Raw genomic sequence first — 17,131 nt, 5'->3', positions numbered from 1 at the left:
AGGAACGCTTTCTCCTCCATGTCGATGCCGATATCGGCGAACGACATCATCTCGGACTTGATGTCGTAGATCATGTCGGCCATCTGTTGGGTGAAGGCATCGAACTCTTCACCGTTGAGCACGTCATTCTCTTTACGCTGGTTGTACTGTTCCACCAGTGCCTGGAAGCGTTTGGAGAAGTTGATCCCCTGTAGCTGGTTCACCTTTTGAAAGTCGCTGATGGCCTTGGCCAGCATCTTTTGCAGCAGTTGCATCCGGGTGTTGGGCAGCTTGATCTTGCCGATGCGGGCCATGTACTCGTCATCAAAGATATCGATGGTCTCTGCCTTGTCCTCACCCAGGGTGAATATTTCCTCCACCCCCTCAGCCTTGAGGGCCTCGGCAATCATCTCCCGCACCTTCTGGTTCATCTGTGCGGTATCCGGCGCATCCCCCTTGGTGAGCTTGTAGACGATGGAGCGCACCGCCAGATAGAAGTGGATCAGCTCGCGCTCCTCTTGACCAATCTCTTCACTGCCCACGCACACGTCATAGGCCGCCTTGAGCCGTTTCACCAGGCCCATAAAGCGCAACTCAATCTTCTTGGTCTGCAGGGCAAACTCGGCGGCGCGGTTGAGGCAATCGAGCTGCAGGGTCGGCGTGCCAGAGAAGTAATCACGACTATCGAAGGTATGGAACACCTGGCCAAGCAGATGCAGGTGATTGCGCACCTCGATCAACGACTGCTGAACATCCTCAAAGTTTGACTTGTCCGCCTTCGAGTACATGGCCAGCGCCATGTTCATCCGGCTTTTGATCCCGATGTAATCGACAACCAGCCCCTTCTCTTTGCCTTCAAAGCGGCGGTTGACCCGGGAGATGGTCTGGATCAGGTTGTGCTTTTGCAGCGGCTTGTCGATGTAGATGGTATCGAGCTCTGGCACATCAAAGCCAGTCAGCCACATGTCCACCACGATGGCGACCTTGAAATTGGATTTGGGGTTCTTGAACTGCTTGTCCAGCTCCCGGCGATACTCCTTGGTGCCGAGCAGCTCGTACATCACCGAGTCATCATCCTGGCCACGGGTCATCACCATATTGACCTGGGGCAGGCGTATCAGCACCTTGGCCTCCTGCTCAGTGAGGGAGACGCCATCGCTGGCTAGTTTGGGCTCGAACCACTCGGGGCGTTTCAGTTTGAGGCTCTGATAGAAGGCATAGGCAATCTCGCGGCTGGCGCAGACAAACATCGCCTTGCCTTTGACGGTCGAGCCTTCCGCCACCCGTTGCTCGTAATGCTTGGCGAAATCCTTGGCCAGCGCCTCGATGCGATCCGGGTCGCCCAAGATCGAGTTCATGCTTGCCGTGGTCTTCTTGCTCTCTTCAATCTGGTGCTCGCTGGCCCCCTGCGCTTCGCACTCCTGGTAGTACTGCTCGATCTCTTCCAGCTTGCGGTTATCAAGTACCACCTTGGCGGCGCGCCCTTCATAAACGATGCGTACCGTGATCTGGTCGTTGACCGACTCGGTCATGGTGTAGCTGTCGATGGTGGGTCCGAACACATCCAGAGTGGCGTCGATGGGGGTACCGGTAAAGCCCACATAGGTGGCATTGGGCAACGAGTCGTGCAGGTACTTGGCGAAGCCATAGGTCTTCTTGATTGTGCCCTTCTCTTGGTCGAAGGTGAGCTTCAGATCGAGGTTGATCTGGCTGCGGTGAGCCTCATCAGAGATACAGATGATATTGCTGCGATCGGAGAGCTTCTGGATATCTTCGGTGAACTTGTGAATGGTGGTGAGGAATACCCCGCCACTGGCACGGCCAGCCAGCTTGTCACGCAGATCCTGACGGCTGGTGACCGGCTCAATCACCGCATCACCGATAAAGGCGGTGGCGCTGCAGAACTGCTTGGATAGCTGCTCATCAAGATCGGTGCGGTCGGTAATCAGGATGATCGTCGGGCTGGCAAAGTCGATGCTCTTCATCAAGAGGCGCGCCAAAAACTGCATGGTGTAGCTCTTGCCACAGCCGGTGGCGCCAAAGTAGGTGCCACCCTTACCGCTACCCCCGTGATTTTCTACCACCATCACCCCGGTGCTGTCAGGGCGGCTAACCAGCTGCTTGCGCTCTTTTTTGATGTTGTAGTAGAGCTTGCGGGCCGCGTAATACTGCGGATAGCGGCAGCAGATCTTGGTTTCACTCTTGGATGTGTCAGGGAAGAAGACGAAGTTCTTCACCACATCGAGCAGCCGTACCGGGTGAAACAGCCCCTGGATCAGGGTGTAGAGACCGTTGATACCCTCCTGCTCGGTAGACTCGTTACCGGTCACCTTGCGCCAGGCATAGTAAAACTCGTAGGGGGCAAACAGGTTGCCCATCTTGTTGTTCACCCCATCACTGACGATACACAGGGCGTTATAGACGAACAGCTTGGGGATATCGCGCCGGTAGCGCACGCAGAGCTGGCGCCAGGCGTCATAGGTGGTGGCCTCTTCACCGCGCACCGCTGATTTAAACTCGAACACCACCAGCGGCAGGCCATTGACGTAGAGGATGGCATCGGGGATGCGGGTCTGTAGCCCGCCATCCCGGGTTTGCCCCTCAATCTCCAGCTGATTCACCACCCGGTAGATATTGTGGTCGGCCTCTGCAGTTACCTCCTCTTGCCCCACAAACATGCTGGCCAGCTGACCGGGCAAGGCTTGGGTGTTCATCAACTCGATATAGAGGTCTTTCTGATCCCGGTCTTCGCGCTTGAGCAAGAAGCCATTACTGAGCCAATGGCAGAAGGTTTTATTGCTCTGGTACAGGTCACTGGCAGGCAGGGTCTGCAACTGGTGCAGAATGGTCGCAATCTCCCCCTCGGTAATGCCATCGGCCTTATATTGGCGGGCAAGGTAGTTGCGCAGGTCATCGGCGATCAGCACCTCACTGTTATCCTTGCGTGGCACATCACTGCCAACATAGTGAGGGTAACAGGGCTGGCCAGCTGAGTTAAGGTGATGGCCCAGCAGGGTGATGATGGCCTGTTCCAGCTTTGCTTCCGTGAAAATATGGCTCATGGCAATGGCTTCTTCTGTTCGTTCAAATAGCGTTCGTTAACGATGGGCGCACCAGCGATGGCGCAAGGGCGGCGCAGTAATAGCTGCGCTGCCCACCGGATCAGGCCACCTCTACCTTGGTAAGGTCAGTCTCAATATTATCGAGGCGCAGTTCGCCGGAGATCAGCTTGGGTAAGAGAGTATCGCGTAGTTTGGAGAGCGTTTTGGATTGCTCGTTATTTGAGCCACCCCACTCAATAAACAACTTTATTTTCTCATGAAACAATCGTTGCAATTGGATTGTCGGTAAAATAGTAGGTTGACGCTCAAGTGAACCTCGCCATTTTGCATATGGAATTGTTGAGCCTTCAGAATGGAGTGTTGCATATTCAATAGTTGACTCCTGATACGCTTGGAATAATGAAAAATAACGAGATTCAGTATCTCTAGCTGTAAGAGTAAAGACTGTTGAACGAGTAACACCATCAAACGGAGCAATACATACTTTGTGAAAGTATGGTCGCATGGCTCCAAAGAGAATATCCCCTTTTTTAAACAATATGAGGCTACTCATAGCCTCATCACCTGATTTGAATTCTGAAAGAAAAGGTTCTTTGGTACCAATACACTCAACTGGTACGTATGGAAGATTTTTAGTTTCAGCTGAAGGCTTGGTGCGCTCATTTCTCAATGAAAGAACATCACCCAACGCTCCAGCTATCCATCCCTTCGGCACCCAGCCGCCGAGGCCAAGAGAAGGCTCTGCGCACTCCTCAAAGGTGGCGGGGAACAGTTGGCGGATAGCGTCTGGCAGCGGCTTGAAGCCATCGTGTTCACGCACTGCTCTACGGGTCTCGGCACGGCGTAGTAGCTCGTCAGAGAAGGGCAATTCTTGCTCAAAGAAGCCCGCATCCAGCGCGTTATCGACCACCGGGTCGAAGTCCACAAACCATGACTTAAACAGCGCCTGAGCCATCTGCTCCAAGGTCTGGTTGATTTGGCGGTTGAGGGTGATTTTGTTATCTAGGGTCTTTAAAATTGTTGCTATCTTAATCTGCTCACCCTTTGACGGATAAGAGATATCGAGACGTCCAATCATTTCATTATTAAGACTTGCTCGAGTTGACATTGTTGAAAATGCGAGCATGTCTTGTCGGAATTTAGAGCTGCGTAGATAATATCCTACATATTCTGGAATTAATTCGCTATTATCATATGGACGAAGTCGCTTACAAAACCCATTAAAGGTTGAGTTTTCGTAATCTTTGAGCGCAACACAGCTCATCCCTAACTCATGCATAGTCTCACTGGTACGAGTCAGAAATACATCGCCGCGCTTAACTGAACCTGTTTCTCGTTCTTTTTCGTTAGACTGAACTAAATCACCTAATACATCTGGCACAAAATAATTATAAAAAATATCTTTGAACGTCAGGAACGGATAGCCAGAACCAAAGTCTTTTGCCGGTTTGGATAACCCTGAACGAATATCGTAATGCTCAATCAGTTTCGTAGTTTTCCAATTACTCCCCATAACCCAGCGCCTCCATATTGGTGCGGATCGCCTGATCCAGCACAGCAGCCTGATCCAGCTGGCGATAGAGGGTCTGGGTCAACTTCTGCATCTTGGTTTCAAAGGCGATGCCATCATCTTCAATATCGGCAGCCCCCACATAGCGGCCCGGGGTCAATACATAGTCGTTGGCCTTTATCTCATCTAGGGTGGCTGCCTTGCAGAAACCGGCTTGGTCTTGATACTGCTCGACACTGATCTCTTTGGCTTCAATCCGGCGCTTGAGTTCACCCTCGTCACTGCGCCAAGCGTGGAAGGTGTCGGCGATGGTTGCGATATCATCAGTCGTCAGCTCTTTCTGGGTGCGGCTGATCATGGTGCCGAGGTTACGGGCATCGATAAACAGGGTCTCGCCACGGCGATCGCGGTAGCCATATTTGAGGCTGGCCTGCTTGCTCTTGCTGATAAACCACAGGCAAACCGGGATCTGGGTGGTGTAGAACAGCTGGCCCGGCAGGGCGATCATGCATTCGATGCGGTCATCTTCGATCAGCTTTTGGCGGATCTCCCCTTCACCGCTGGTGTTGGAGTTCATCGAGCCGTTGGCCAGTACAAAGCCCGCGATGCCATCCTCGGAGAGCTTGGAGAGCATATGGAGTATCCAGCCGTAGTTGGCATTGCCAGTGGGCGGGGTACGGAAACCGGCAAAGCGCGGGTCGTTGGTGAGCTGGGCTTCACCTCGCCAATCCTTCTGGTTGAAAGGAGGGTTGGCCATGATGAAGTCGGCCTTGAGATCGGGATGCTGATCCTTATGAAAAGTATCGGTCGCAAGATCCCCCAGATTGCCAGTAAGCCCGCGGACTGCAAGGTTCATCTTGGCCAGCTTGTAGGTGGTGGAGGTATTTTCTTGGCCATAGATGGCGATATCTTTGCTCTTGCCCTGATGGCTTTCAACAAACTTGAGGGACTGGACGAACATACCGCCCGATCCACAGCAGGGGTCATAGATCTTGCCCTGATAGGGTTCAAGCATCTCGGCCAGCAGGGTGACCACGGCTTTGGGGGTATAGAACTCGCCACCCCCCTTGCCTTCACTGGCGGCAAACTTGCCGAGGAAGTATTCGTAGACCCGGCCTACCAGATCCTCTTCGGTCAGATCGCATTCATTGGCCAGGGTGTCGATGTTCTCGATGCTGTCGATGAGGGAGGCGAGCTTGGTCGAGTCCAGCCCCAGGCGGGAGAAGTAGTTATCGGGCAGGGCATTGGCCAGTGAGGCGTTGCGCTTCTCGATGGTCGAGAGGGCCGTATCGATAATAACGGCGATATCATCCTGCTTGGCGCGGGCGCAGATATAGGACCAGCGGGCCTCTTCGGGCAGGAAGAACACGTTGTCTTGCTGGTAGAACACATCCATATCGACAAAGGCCTCTTGGCCGTTGGCGAGCAGCTGTGCGCGCTTGGCCTCGAACTTGTCGCTGATAAACTTCAGGAACACCAGACTCAGCACCACATGCTTGTATTCGGATGATTCCACGCTGCCACGCAGCTGGTTAGCGGTATCCCAGAGGGTTTCTTCAAAGCCTTTGCTAGCTTTCTTGGCGGGCGATTTAGCCATGTATCTGTGTTCTCTTATTCTTCTAAAAAATAATCGGAGTCCAGCGCCTTGATGGCGAAGACCTGACGGGTGGAGACACCCACGTTGTGTTCAATCATCAGAGCGGTGAGACGAGTACCGTCGATCAGCACGATGCGCTTCTCAATCTCCCCCACATATTCTTGCGCCTCGCGGCTAAAGCCAGACGTGGTGATAAAGACCCCTTTCCGGGCTTTGTAGCGGTCGAGTGCCCCGGCGAAGGACTGGACCTCTGGACTGCCCACCGTCCTGTCGGTGTAGCGCTTGGCTTGCAGGTAGATGGAGTCGAGCCCCAGCTTGTCTTCCTTGATGATGCCGTCGATACCGCCATCACTGCTGGAGCGGGTGGTTTGCCCCGCCTCCTGCCCACTGCCGCCATAGCCCATGGCCACCATCAGATCGACCACCAGCTGCTCAAAGAAGCGGGGGGACAGGGCCAGCACCTCAGCCAGCAGCTCATCTGCCAGGGAGCGGTTGAGGGAAGCTAGCGCCTGCTCTATCTGCTCCTGAGGGGTTTGCTGTGAAGGGATCACGATCGGCTGATGAACAGCTTCAGATGCTGTCGTGCTGCTTTCACTGGAGGCCAGTGTGAATGCAACAAACTCCCCGAACTGACTGAGGTAGCGATTGTCGATAGGTTGACCAGATGCCAAAGCAGCTTTGCCGCGGGCCGTGATCACACAGATACCCCGCTTGGGCTGAGCAATGAGCCCGGCCTTCACCAAGTAGGTCTTGGCCCAGCCGACCCGCGATCTCACTGTGGTTTGACGGCCACTGGGCAGGGCTTGGGTGAGTTGTTCCGGTGTAAAAGCGTAATGTGCGCAGACAGCTTCATACACCTGGCGTAATGGGTGCGGGGCATCATCTTGAAGCGCTGCGAGCACAATGGGCATCATGCTTTCATAACTGGGTATCGGGTCGGTCATGGGCAAAGGTGGTGTGCGAAACGGTATGGTCCAGATCATCTCATAAAATCGGTCATATGTGGTTGATCCAGGACTCATAAAGGCTACGAATAAAGACGCCTTGATACGATATGACACTCTGGAAGATTCGCTGGGGTTAACTGACGAGGTTCTCCAGGATCTGCTCCGCTTCTGGCATGTCTTGGCGATCGCTAGTCATCAGGTAGCGAAACGCATTCTTGGCCTCTTCCCGGGTCCGCGGCCGTAGCTCTGCCAGCAGGCCGAAGATGAACCAGTCTCAGGCAGAGGACTCCATGCGGTGCTCGTACTCGCCACTGGTATCACAGGCCTTTCGCAAGTAGTGAAGGTCATTCCAGTAGGCCAGCTCGTGAAGACAATCGCTCAAGGTGTGTGGCATCAACTCGGGTATAGCCTTGAACCGATCGGCTACCTGTTCCGGCGGGTAGTCCCATTCCACCCGCTCAACCGTGCGCAGGGCCTCCAGACAAAATACCTCTGCCGGCGTGTCATACCACAGCTGATCCCCAAAGCGCCCGATCGCCTCGCCCTCCCTGGCTCGTCGTTTGATGGTGCGCTCAGCCAGGCCATCAAGATTGGCAAAGCCGATGCTACCAAGGCCAGCCATGACATGCCCGGCACTGACCACCAGCCATCTGCCATAGCGCCTCTCCAGTTCATCGAGTGGGGTGGTTATCCGTCCTGCCGCCTCCTTGGCTTGCTCAATACGAACCGGATCACCGGTTTCAATCACCTGGCGTAGCCAGAGCAGAGCATCGATCTCTTTATCCCCGGTCACCACCTGCTGGGGTGGCAGATCCGGTACCGCCGGCAGGGTTTCCCTGCTTTGCCATGGAGGCAGGGTGAACATAGCCCGATGCCTTGGGTTATCGGCGAACAGTCCAGACCGACTGATGATGGCCTTCACGGTCCCCAATGGTAGGCCTGCTATTTCGGCCACCTCCCTCATTGAGTGCTGGCGGCGTAGTTCAAGCACCTGCTCTCGTTGTTCGTTGGTCAATCTCAAGGCAACCCCCTATTGCATTAGTCGCATTATTTACATTTATGAAACAAGGCGACGCATCACTCGCTGGTGTACCCCCCGGTGAAAAGTTTTAGGGGGTGACTGTCTACCTCTCTACCAAAACGGTGTAACCCAATAGCAGCAAGGCCTAGAGCGGGTAGAGAGTGTTTTTTCACTCCCTACCCACTCCCTACCTAATCACCCTGCTCTCTCCCCCTGCACCGCCACCAACTCATCGGACCACAAACAAATATGAAACAATTCAATGAGGTAGAGAAGGTAGACAGTGGGTAGAGAGTAAATAATTACTGTCTACCCCTCTGTATCTCTTGTGTAGCAAGGCTTTCAACGCTCTGGGTAGACAAGGTAGAGAGACTTTTCAAAAAGTCCTACGTGTTGGGAAAAGGGATAAAAAAAGAGCCGCACCGAGCGTCTCCTGGAGTTAATTCTGGTTGGCATCATCCTTCATCAACATGGGCAGCCTGAGGCATGAACACCTCTGCGGCATCAGTCGGTGCGGCATTGGTTTGGGCATAGCCTTTCACTTTGCGCGTTTTGTACTCCCGACCAAATTCTTTAGTCGCACTCTTTACCGCCTGGCTGAATTTCTGCACTGACAACGGACGACCCAAGCCGTGGTAGTCCAGGTAAGCCAGGTAGAGGTGATAGAGGTAACGCCGGGGCTCATGCTTCACGCTGGGGTTACCGCCCATAAATAGCCCCTCCGGCTTGTCCAGAAAGGTCAGCATGGCACACAGGTCGATCACCGGATCTGTTGCCCGCTTGATGTTCAGAGCATCCTCAGAGTTGCGTTGCTCCAACAGTCGGAGGCGGGCCTGCTCTGGATCGGCAAAGATGGCCAACAAATGACGGATCACTACCGGCAGCTCAGCGGCAATCTTGACTCCAATAGCGGGGTCCTTGTCAGCTTCGGCAACCACCCGGTCAAAGGTGAAGATCACCCGGCGTCGCGACACGCCCCCGTTGCGCTCGGTGATCACCATCGGCTCGTTGTTGGTCGCCAACACTACCGCTCGTAGCACCGCCGCAAACTGCTTCTCATACTTGCCATCAATCTCGACCATATCCCCGCCAGTGATCGCCTTAATGCCACTCCCATCACCGATGTACTTGGGCTGATCTGGCAATAGGATAAGCCGCTTGTCTACGAACTGGGCTCGACCTCGGGCGTGGTCCAGCGCAGCCATATTGCCGGACCCGGTATTACGTGGACCACCCGCCAACAGAGCAGCGATATTGGCAAACACGCTCTTACCGCTGCCGCCTTCGCCCGTCACTTCAAGGAATAGCTGCCAGTCGAAGCGATTAGCCAGCACCATAAACAACGCTGCCTTGATCCGTTCCATCTTGGCAACGTCCTGGCCGGTCGCATGACCCAGCCAGCGCATAAAGCTAGGGGCATCTCGTTCGACGGTTTCGCCTTGTTGCGGCGCACCATAGTGGATCCCGTTGTGGTTCAACAGGCCATCGGTAGGAGAGTGTTGCCGAAAGCCACGGGTAGCCATGTCATAGACACCGTTGGCAAAGCCGATTAGGTCTTGGGATGGTTGCCCCATCACTGGGATGATCAGTTTCATGGTAGCAACGGCAGCAGCGATCCCCTTTTCGCTAAACGGCGCCCCCTGCTCGGTGAAGAGGACAGCCATCTGGCGGCGCAGCTCGGTATCGGTCAGAGGTTCCCACAGACTGCCGCTGTATCGGTAGACCCGCTCTGACTCGATGTTGATAGCGACTTCTCCCAGCCGATCGATCAGCAAAGCGGCCCGTTGACTGGCGCTCATTTTGTCGATCATGGGGGCTGACGACTCATGTCCCCGTTGGAGCGGGATCACCTCACTAAGGGTACTCACATTCTGAATAACCAGTTCACAGCTCGGATGGTGGGTAGTCGGTGTACTGCTGGCGCTCATAATGGCTCCCTTCGTTGATGTGAGCCCGTGCGCCTGGTGGTAGTCGTTCCAATCTCCTGCTGCTGGCGGCAGTGCCACCAGACCGCCTACCGCGGTGGCAGCTTGCTCTGCTTTGGTCTTACCGGGATTTCCCTGGGTGTGGGCATCATTGTCGCCACAGAGCAGGATCTGGGCGTCTGGATGGTGGCGACGGACAATGGCAGCCACCGCCTGCAAGTTGCCACAATCCATGGCGCAATAGACGGTAGCACCGCTCGCCAGATGAACAGATAACCCGGTTGCGTAGCCCTCCACCACGGCCACCAGCTCACCGCCCTCAATGCGATGGAAAGCTGCAGCCTTCTGCCCACCAGCCAGATAGCGCTTGGTACCGTCATCACGAATGAGCTGAACGTTCATCAACTCGCCCATCTCGTTGAATAGGGGAACAACCAGGCTCGCCGGGGGGAAGCTTTCGCCTCCCTCGCGGATTAAGGTTCGATTTACAGCCCCCAGAAGTGCGCCCAAGCCCTTGCTGGCCAGGTAGGAAGCATTGCCCTGATCGCAGTCAGCCATAATGGCCCCGGCACGGAGGATGGCCTTCTGCCGCTGTTGCTGGGCCCGCTTGCGCTCGGCTCCGGCCTTGGCTTGTTGTTGCTGATAGATGCGCTCTCGTTCAGCAGGATCCAGATTACCAGCAGACAGACCTACCAGCGGGGCGATCAGCTCGGCGGCCTCCTTGGCACTCTTGTTTGTCACTCGGCACACCAGATCCAATCCATCGCCGGCCTGTGGGTCACAATGGCTACAAATCCAGGTACCACGCCCGGCTTTGTTATCCATCCGAAAGCGGTCCTTGCCGCCACAGACAGGGCATGGGCCATGCTTACCGCGGGGTGGGGTTTCAATGCCCACTGCAGCTAACAGATCAGGCCAGTGGCCACAGGCAGCAGTGACAACGTCAGACACGTAATGGGGGCGATTTGCTCTCTTCATTGCAGTTGTCATGACTTGAATTCCCCTATCCGAAGAAGCATTGCCAGTGCCGCAGGGCTGCCGGTATCGGCAATATCCTTCATCACCCGATGGATCTCATCCACGATGGAGTAGAGGAGAGCATCGACCAATCCCAGCCCCGAAGGGAGGAGTCTGCTTCCATCGCCGGTCAGCATGCCCTGTAGCATCAGGGCTGCCATTTGTTCTCCACCAACATCGTCGGCACTCACCTTGTGCAACTCCCTCACGAATGCCGCAATGGACGCGGGAAACTCGGCATGGTTGAGGGGCATCGCCACCCCCCGGTCTTGGAATGTATCGCCACAAGTAGATCGGTAACCATCAGCTACCCGTTGGGCCAGCTCGGGGACGGTCATATCAACCGTACCTTTGGTTGCAGTTGGGATTGTCATTGCATCGCCCTCCGCTTGCTCTCGCTTGCCAGCTCAACCATGGGATCCTTGCCCTCATTCAGCATCTGCCGAACATCGGCGCAGAAGGCGCAGTTCATCTGGTCCATCACCAGAGCCCCCAACGGACTGAGCACACCATTAACCACCATGTGCCGCAGCATCAGCAGGGCATCCGCCCGCCCTTGTTGCTCCCCAGCGTTTTCCAGGTGAGCGGCAACAATGTTGTTTTGAATTGCGAGTATTAGCGTGTCCAATGCCAGGGGGAGGCGTACATCCAGGTGGGTAAACTCTGAGCCTCGCTCAGACAGATAGGCTTGGGCCAGTTGCTCCACCAGCTTGTTTATATCAGTCATGGCAACCCCCTGTTGCATTGCTCTCGCCTGGTTGTTTTTGGGCCTTGGTCAGCCGCTTGAACAGCTCTCGCAGCACCGCAGGGCGCAGTGGATTGCGTGATAGCTCGCGCCACATGCGGCCATTCAGGGTGTGGATCAGTCGATTACTCATGGCGGGCACCTCCTAGCAGAACAACAACCAGCTCCTTGAACGCCCGATCATCTAAACCGGCTTTCAGTTCTCGAGCCTCTTTAGCGGTGACAGCCACCGCGGCGCCTTTGGTTTGGGCAAGGAAACGATCCCGGTCCCTTCGACACATGAAGGCACTCAGGCTGCCTTGTTGTGACCGTTTCCCAGTACGTGGATGAGTAGGGCCGATGAAGCTGGCCGGCTCGCTGCCATTGGCCCATGCGAAGTAGGTCATGCCAGCACCTCCTGGCAGAGCCCAACCTCAATACGCAGGGCATCGAGCAAAGCGTGGAACTGAGCCCGCTCCTGGCGGCATAAATCGGTTTGTTCCAGAACGTTGGCAAACTGCTCGAGCAGGGACTCCAGACGGGATGGGGTGAACTTGGTCATGCTGCCACCCCCTTGCTCGGGGTGCGGGACATGAACACCAGTGACAAGCCCGGCAAGTTGGCGCGGGCTTGGGCCTCGGTGTTGGCGATGATGGCGATAGTGCGGATACGACGAAGCTCTGCCAAGCGGCAGGCGCGGGGGCGCTGGATCAGGAAGGTGAATATTTTGGGTAAAGCTGGGGTGGGGACAGTAGCCATGATGGCAGCCTCCTTCTTTAGCAGTTTGTTACTGCCACAGGAAGACGCCAATCTCCAACTGGTGGCAGCCCGGACGAGGTTGGCGTAACTGGTAAAGAAGGAACCCAGCGCCCCTTTCGAGGCCCTCACCCGAACCGCCATAACGCTGCAGGGGCTGTCAGCAAAGTAGGCCAACAGCGCCCCAAGGAATGAGGAACGAGTACCGACAAAAAACCACGCAATAGGGGCGTGGGTCGGCTCCAACTTTAATTCCGAGACGCCAATCTCGGCAACGGATTTTGCCGTTGCGTGGAGAATCGTACCCTGTTGGACGTTGTGGGACAAGAGAGGAAGGTGATTCATGCCCACCCCTCCCTATCTACATGTGCCGCCAGCATGCTGGAGAGACGCGCTTTGCGCTCGGTAAATGGCATCCCGGCGTCAATTAGGGTTGCGTTGCTGCGCTCAAGATAGGCGATCTGTTCAAGCTGATGAGAATCCATGTGCTGACGCACTTCCCTGCAACCACCATGCAACTCGGCCCAATGCTTGGCATCCACCCCTAGCACCAACCGGTTAAGCATGTTCAGTTCGTTGCTGTAGTGGTGAGCCTTGGTCTCCTTACCTGCGCTGATACGGGTCTGCTGCAGAGCACGGCACATCAACCCATGGTAGTCCTTGGTCACCTCCCGCTGAGCCTGCCAATGAGCCACCGCGACAGCTTGTTGCTCGGGAGCAACGATGGATAGGCGACGCTCACAGTCGATGAAGTAGTGGCGAGCCTGCCGGCCTTCGTCGTTGCGCTCGACCATTGCCAGCTCTTTGGCCATGTTGAGCGCAAGATGGTATTCCTTCACCCGCTGCGGGCGTGCTTTTGTGCTCCCCGAAATGGGGGAGCTCAAAGTTTCGACAACGGTGTAATCCAGCCCCTCGAAAAAGCGATACTCCCGGATCCGCTCTTGTACCCATGTGGAGAAGTCACGGCCCACCTTGAGGAAGGCGTGAAGCTCTCGGGCGTGGACGACCTGGATCCATTTACCGCCGACCTCGTGCTGATGGATGGGCAGCAATGTAGACAAGGGATGGCTGTTTTTGGGCAAGGCTTCGCCCTGGGCAATGAGCCCATAATGTTTTTGCATGGAATACCTCGGGGTTAAGCGGCGGGAGGAAGGGGGACCGCTGCCGGCGTGCGGGCGCACAGAATGGCAACGTAGTTATCTGCCAGTGGTGCGGCCTGCCTCTGGTGTCGCCAGTGGTTGATCAGAGTCACCAGCTTATGGGCTTGATCACGGTCAGCCAGCCAATAGCGCTTGAAACGAGTAGTCCCGCCGCCGCTATGCTGGTGCTCAAAGAACGCATCAGTGATAGCTACCCCATGGTTTCGACGGAGCAGGCCTATGCTGTTGCGCAAGTTGAGGTCATGGAGCCCAGCCAGGCCAGACAAGGCGCTGACGCCCTGGGCTCCCTGCTCCAGCAGGTGGGTGGCGACCAATTCGTACTTGGTGATACGCTGACCCTGCTCAAGCTGGGTCGTGCAGTTCGCGGTACGGCTTTTTTCGTTTTGCATCTTTCCCTCCTTACGCTGCTTGACCTTGAGCGTTGATCCACTCGTGAACCTCTTCACAGCGCCAGGCTGTGACCCGGACTCCCAGCTTGATTGGCTTAGGGAACTTGCCTTCACCAACCATCCTCCACAGCGTTGACTTGCTGAACGGTAACGGGCCCACCTTGTTTGCCGTGGTAACCAGTTGTGCCTCTCGAATAAACCCTGTTTCCGGTATTGCCATGTGAGTTCTCCTGAAATGAAAAAGCCCGACACAGTGGTCGGGCTTGAAAGGGATAAAGCAGTTGTTGATGATGAATGACGCTGATTTTGACTTCGGATTCTCCAACGCAAAAAACCGGCACGATGGCCGGGTTTGGATATGAAAAAGGCCCAATCTCGAAAGAATGGGCCATGATGGGGAAATCCTAACGCTGGAGTGATAGCGAGTCAAGCGGTCGCTTAACGTCCCGCCCCCTCCTACCGCTTACCCTGCTCTGTGAAAGTTCACCGGGCGAACATTGCCACCCTGTTGCGATTCATAGAAATCAGCCAGCCACTGCAAGAGCTTGCGCCGGTCGTCCAGGTACTCCGCTCGATGGTAGGCCGCCCGCACCTTGTTACGCTCAGCATGGGCAAGCTGACGCTCAATGACATCCGGATCAAAGCCTTCCTCGTTGAGGGTGGTGGATGCCAAAGCCCGAAAGCCGTGTGGGGTGGCAATCCCCTTGTAGCCCATTCGTCCCATGGCATAACTCAGCGTGTTCTCACTCATGGGGTCGGTCAGCTTACGCTCACTCGGGAACAGCAGCTCACAATGCCCTGATACCTGGCGCAGCTCCTCAAGCACAGCAAGAGCCTGTCGGGATAGCGGTACGATATGGGGAGCCCGCATCTTCATCCGCTCAGCCGGGATGCGCCATTCGGCTCGCTCGATGTCGAACTCATCCCAGCGAGCAAAACGAACCTCACCAGGGCGAGTCATAGTCAACATCAGCAGATGGAAGGCTAGACGGGTTGCGGGGTTCAACGGCTCAGCAGCCAAGCGTCGGTAAAATTCCGGCAATTCAGCCCGTGGCAGTGCCGGCCGATGTTCCTGCTTGGTGGCCCTGAGAGCCCCCTTCAAATCCTGGGCCGGGTTGTAGCTTGCCCGCCCTGTCTGGATGGCATAACGCATGATTGAACTGATCCGCTGCAGTACCCGTCCAGCGGTCTCGGTGGCTCCCCTTGCCTCTACCTTGCGCAGAGCATCCAACATGATGGGAGCTGTCAGCTCAGAAACTGGCACCAGCCCCAAGTCTGGAAAGGCATCCACCTCCAGGGACTCGATCACCCTCTTGGCATGACCTGGACTCCAGATAGCTAACTGGCTCTGGTGCCACTCTCTGGCTATAGCCTCAAAGTTGTGCTCGCTGGCAAGCCGGCTGGCAACCTTGCTCTGCTTACGAGCAAGGCTGGGGTCGATACCTTCCGCCAATTGCCTGCGGGCATCCTCACGCTTAACTCTTGCCTCTTTCAGAGAAACCTCTGGGTAGACCCCCAGAGCCAGCACCTTCTCTTTGCCACCGAAGCGGAACTTGAGGCGCCAGTATTTTCCGGACGAAGTGACCAGCAAGAACAGGCCCTTTTCATCAGACAGCTTCTGCTGTTTGCCATTGAACTTGGCTTGTCGGGCAGCGGTATCGGATAGCGGCATGGGGGTATCTCCCGTTTTAACTTGGGGGTACGTGACAGACGCTGGGGGTATAAGCCGCAACTCCACAGGCCAGGAATGGCAAGGGATAGCGAGCTGTGGGGGTACTTTTTACCCCTTCTAGGGACTGTACCCCCAGAGATACCCCCAGAAATGGGGGGATGTCATGAGGCTTTATGATACGACAAGAGACAACAAAAAACCCGCAAGCCTTACGCTATGCGGGTTTCTGGTCTGCCGTGATACGGCATGAAACTGTAATATGGTGCCCGGGGTCGGACTCGAACCGACACGTCTTTCAACGGCGGATTTTGAATCCGCTGCGTCTACCGATTTCGCCACCCGGGCAACTGCGAGGGATTATACGAATGGCGCTTCGGCATGCAAGGGGTTTTTCGCGCACGACCTCTCGTTTGCTCATTTATTCAACGCCTTGCCGTTGATTGCCCAGTTACTTAGAATGCCCTCAACTTTTTAATGGAAACCTACCCATGGCCAAGCGCAAGACAGTCCAACCTTCCCAGGTCACACCCCCTGTTCATTCGCACCCTTCCGCCGGGCTACTGCGCCGCCTCGGAGCCCTGCTCTATGACTACCTGGTGGTTATCTCGCTGCTGGTGATCGCTGGCTTCATCGGCATGGGCATTGCCCAACTGCTGCTTGTGACCGGTCTGGTGACCCTTCCCGAAGGGAAAGATGTCAGCTGGCTGCTGACCGGCCCGCTCTACAGTGCCTGGCTGGCGCTGGTGATCTTTGGCTTTTATATCTGGTTCTGGACCCGGGCCGGCCAGACCATTGGCATGCGCGCCTGGCGACTGCGCATTCAGAATGTGGACGGCAGCAATATTCGCATCACCCAGGCCATCATTCGGCTGGCCACGGCAGCCTTTGGACTCGGCAATCTGATGTGCCTGTTCGATCGCCAGCGTCCCAAGGCATTCCAGGACATCTGGGCTGAGTGCGAGGTGATAGTACTGAGCAAGCAAGAGAACCTGAACATGCTCAATAAATAGGAATGGGGAGATGAAGAAAGGGCACCGCCGGTGCCCTTTCTTGTCTCTAGCCACTATGACTCCATTAGCGTCTCCGACTGAGGATATAGAGGGATATGCCGCCAAACAGCAGACTGGGCGCAACGGCCGCGATAATGGGTGGCACCGCATAGACCAGACTGACCGGACCAAACACGCGGTCACTCACATAGACCACGAAGCCGGTCATGATCCCCATCAGCATGCGTGCCCCCATGCTCACCGAGCGCAGCGGCCCGAAGATGAAAGAGGAAGCGAGCAGTATCATGGCGACTACCGACAGCGGCGCCAGCAGCTTGCGCCATAGCTCCAGTTTTGAGCGCCCCGCGTCCTGTTTGTTGGCA

The 17,131-nt window shown here is 55.8% G+C and carries 19 protein-coding genes and 1 tRNA gene; 1 reads left to right on the top strand and 19 read right to left on the bottom strand.

The window, feature by feature from the left end; all coding sequences use genetic code 11:
* From G113_RS11980 to G113_RS11910, 18 genes are all read right to left on the bottom strand, one after another.
* On the bottom strand, window positions 1–3,041 hold a 3,041-nt coding region (locus G113_RS11980), incomplete at its 3' end, for a type I restriction endonuclease subunit R (protein WP_005902395.1).
* A 100-nt stretch (window positions 3,042–3,141) separates the two neighbouring features.
* Window positions 3,142–4,554, bottom strand: a complete 1,413-nt coding sequence (locus G113_RS11975) for a restriction endonuclease subunit S (RefSeq protein WP_083940385.1) — start codon at window positions 4,552–4,554, stop codon at window positions 3,142–3,144.
* Complete coding sequence (locus G113_RS11970; protein ID WP_005902391.1) at window positions 4,544–6,148, bottom strand: class I SAM-dependent DNA methyltransferase; 1,605 nt, start codon at window positions 6,146–6,148, stop codon at window positions 4,544–4,546. Before G113_RS11970 ends, G113_RS11975 begins: the two co-directional genes overlap by 11 nt.
* Before the next feature lie 14 nt (window positions 6,149–6,162).
* Window positions 6,163–7,062, bottom strand: a complete 900-nt coding sequence (locus G113_RS11965; RefSeq protein WP_269077638.1) for a restriction endonuclease — start codon at window positions 7,060–7,062, stop codon at window positions 6,163–6,165.
* 307 nt (window positions 7,063–7,369) lie between these two features.
* Window positions 7,370–7,960 carry a hypothetical protein gene (locus G113_RS11960; RefSeq protein ID WP_005902387.1) on the bottom strand — a complete coding sequence of 197 codons (591 nt, stop codon included), beginning with the start codon at window positions 7,958–7,960 and terminating at the stop codon, window positions 7,370–7,372.
* Between the two features lie 611 nt (window positions 7,961–8,571).
* Entirely contained in the window at window positions 8,572–11,031 is a 2,460-nt protein-coding gene (locus G113_RS11955; protein WP_169510554.1) for a primase-helicase zinc-binding domain-containing protein, read from the bottom strand.
* Window positions 11,028–11,396 (bottom strand): hypothetical protein, encoded by a 369-nt coding sequence (locus tag G113_RS11950; protein WP_005902383.1) that lies wholly within the window; start codon window positions 11,394–11,396, stop codon window positions 11,028–11,030. Before G113_RS11950 ends, G113_RS11955 begins: the two co-directional genes overlap by 4 nt.
* Before the next feature lie 32 nt (window positions 11,397–11,428).
* Entirely contained in the window at window positions 11,429–11,785 is a 357-nt protein-coding gene (locus G113_RS11945; protein WP_005902382.1) for a hypothetical protein, read from the bottom strand.
* Entirely contained in the window at window positions 11,778–11,936 is a 159-nt protein-coding gene (locus tag G113_RS21355) for a hypothetical protein (protein WP_161618913.1), read from the bottom strand. Before G113_RS21355 ends, G113_RS11945 begins: the two co-directional genes overlap by 8 nt.
* Window positions 11,929–12,189 (bottom strand): hypothetical protein, encoded by a 261-nt coding sequence (locus G113_RS11940; protein ID WP_005902381.1) that lies wholly within the window; start codon window positions 12,187–12,189, stop codon window positions 11,929–11,931. Before G113_RS11940 ends, G113_RS21355 begins: the two co-directional genes overlap by 8 nt.
* Entirely contained in the window at window positions 12,186–12,344 is a 159-nt protein-coding gene (locus G113_RS21350; protein ID WP_158619519.1) for a hypothetical protein, read from the bottom strand. The genes G113_RS11940 and G113_RS21350 overlap by 4 nt, the downstream gene beginning before the upstream one ends.
* Complete coding sequence (locus G113_RS21990) at window positions 12,341–12,883, bottom strand: ash family protein (RefSeq protein ID WP_005902380.1); 543 nt, start codon at window positions 12,881–12,883, stop codon at window positions 12,341–12,343. Before G113_RS21990 ends, G113_RS21350 begins: the two co-directional genes overlap by 4 nt.
* Window positions 12,880–13,659, bottom strand: coding sequence for a phage repressor protein (locus G113_RS11930; protein ID WP_005902378.1), 780 nt, complete (start codon window positions 13,657–13,659; stop codon window positions 12,880–12,882). Before G113_RS11930 ends, G113_RS21990 begins: the two co-directional genes overlap by 4 nt.
* Before the next feature lie 14 nt (window positions 13,660–13,673).
* A complete protein-coding gene (locus G113_RS11925; protein ID WP_005902377.1) occupies window positions 13,674–14,087 on the bottom strand; it encodes a hypothetical protein in 414 nt (137 codons plus the stop codon).
* Window positions 14,088–14,097: 10 nt separating this feature from the next.
* A complete protein-coding gene (locus G113_RS21795) occupies window positions 14,098–14,208 on the bottom strand; it encodes a helix-turn-helix transcriptional regulator (RefSeq protein ID WP_234677507.1) in 111 nt (36 codons plus the stop codon).
* The gene (locus G113_RS21790; protein ID WP_236611762.1) at window positions 14,198–14,479 is read right to left on the bottom strand and encodes a hypothetical protein; all 282 of its coding nucleotides are present in this window, start codon (window positions 14,477–14,479) and stop codon (window positions 14,198–14,200) included. Before G113_RS21790 ends, G113_RS21795 begins: the two co-directional genes overlap by 11 nt.
* 71 nt (window positions 14,480–14,550) lie before the next feature.
* Window positions 14,551–15,759: a tyrosine-type recombinase/integrase gene (locus tag G113_RS11915; protein WP_005902375.1), complete on the bottom strand. Its 1,209-nt coding sequence runs from the start codon at window positions 15,757–15,759 to the stop codon at window positions 14,551–14,553.
* Window positions 15,760–16,019: 260 nt separating this feature from the next.
* Window positions 16,020–16,104: transfer RNA gene (locus G113_RS11910), tRNA-Leu, on the bottom strand.
* A 143-nt stretch (window positions 16,105–16,247) separates the two neighbouring features.
* Between G113_RS11910 and G113_RS11905 the strand changes: the two genes are divergently transcribed.
* On the top strand, window positions 16,248–16,769 hold the full coding sequence (locus G113_RS11905; protein ID WP_005902373.1) for an RDD family protein: 522 nt from the start codon (window positions 16,248–16,250) through the stop codon (window positions 16,767–16,769).
* A 64-nt stretch (window positions 16,770–16,833) separates the two neighbouring features.
* Here G113_RS11905 and G113_RS11900 read toward each other — a convergent pair.
* The coding region (locus G113_RS11900) for an LptF/LptG family permease (RefSeq protein ID WP_005902371.1) at window positions 16,834–17,131 on the bottom strand (298 nt) is incomplete at its 5' end.

The organism is Aeromonas molluscorum 848 (assembly GCF_000388115.1).
Lineage (GTDB): Bacteria > Pseudomonadota > Gammaproteobacteria > Enterobacterales > Aeromonadaceae > Aeromonas > Aeromonas molluscorum.
The sequence above is the reverse complement of the archived record's forward strand: the minus strand, read 5'-3'. Positions and strand labels throughout refer to the sequence as shown.

Coding starts and splice junctions, on each gene's coding strand:
- G113_RS11975 (WP_083940385.1), bottom strand. CDS start 4,554: ATGGGGAGTAATTGGAAAACTACGAAACTGATTGAGCATTACGATATT.
- G113_RS11970 (WP_005902391.1), bottom strand. CDS start 6,148: ATGGCTAAATCGCCCGCCAAGAAAGCTAGCAAAGGCTTTGAAGAAACC.
- G113_RS11965 (WP_269077638.1), bottom strand. CDS start 7,062: ATGATGCCCATTGTGCTCGCAGCGCTTCAAGATGATGCCCCGCACCCA.
- G113_RS11960 (WP_005902387.1), bottom strand. CDS start 7,960: ATGTTCACCCTGCCTCCATGGCAAAGCAGGGAAACCCTGCCGGCGGTA.
- G113_RS11955 (WP_169510554.1), bottom strand. CDS start 11,031: ATGACAACTGCAATGAAGAGAGCAAATCGCCCCCATTACGTGTCTGAC.
- G113_RS11950 (WP_005902383.1), bottom strand. CDS start 11,396: ATGACCGTCCCCGAGCTGGCCCAACGGGTAGCTGATGGTTACCGATCT.
- G113_RS11945 (WP_005902382.1), bottom strand. CDS start 11,785: ATGACTGATATAAACAAGCTGGTGGAGCAACTGGCCCAAGCCTATCTG.
- G113_RS21355 (WP_161618913.1), bottom strand. CDS start 11,936: ATGAGTAATCGACTGATCCACACCCTGAATGGCCGCATGTGGCGCGAG.
- G113_RS11940 (WP_005902381.1), bottom strand. CDS start 12,189: ATGACCTACTTCGCATGGGCCAATGGCAGCGAGCCGGCCAGCTTCATC.
- G113_RS21350 (WP_158619519.1), bottom strand. CDS start 12,344: ATGACCAAGTTCACCCCATCCCGTCTGGAGTCCCTGCTCGAGCAGTTT.
- G113_RS21990 (WP_005902380.1), bottom strand. CDS start 12,883: ATGAATCACCTTCCTCTCTTGTCCCACAACGTCCAACAGGGTACGATT.
- G113_RS11930 (WP_005902378.1), bottom strand. CDS start 13,659: ATGCAAAAACATTATGGGCTCATTGCCCAGGGCGAAGCCTTGCCCAAA.
- G113_RS11925 (WP_005902377.1), bottom strand. CDS start 14,087: ATGCAAAACGAAAAAAGCCGTACCGCGAACTGCACGACCCAGCTTGAG.
- G113_RS21795 (WP_234677507.1), bottom strand. CDS start 14,208: ATGGTTGGTGAAGGCAAGTTCCCTAAGCCAATCAAGCTGGGAGTCCGG.
- G113_RS21790 (WP_236611762.1), bottom strand. CDS start 14,479: ATGGCCCATTCTTTCGAGATTGGGCCTTTTTCATATCCAAACCCGGCC.
- G113_RS11915 (WP_005902375.1), bottom strand. CDS start 15,759: ATGCCGCTATCCGATACCGCTGCCCGACAAGCCAAGTTCAATGGCAAA.
- G113_RS11905 (WP_005902373.1), top strand. CDS start 16,248: ATGGCCAAGCGCAAGACAGTCCAACCTTCCCAGGTCACACCCCCTGTT.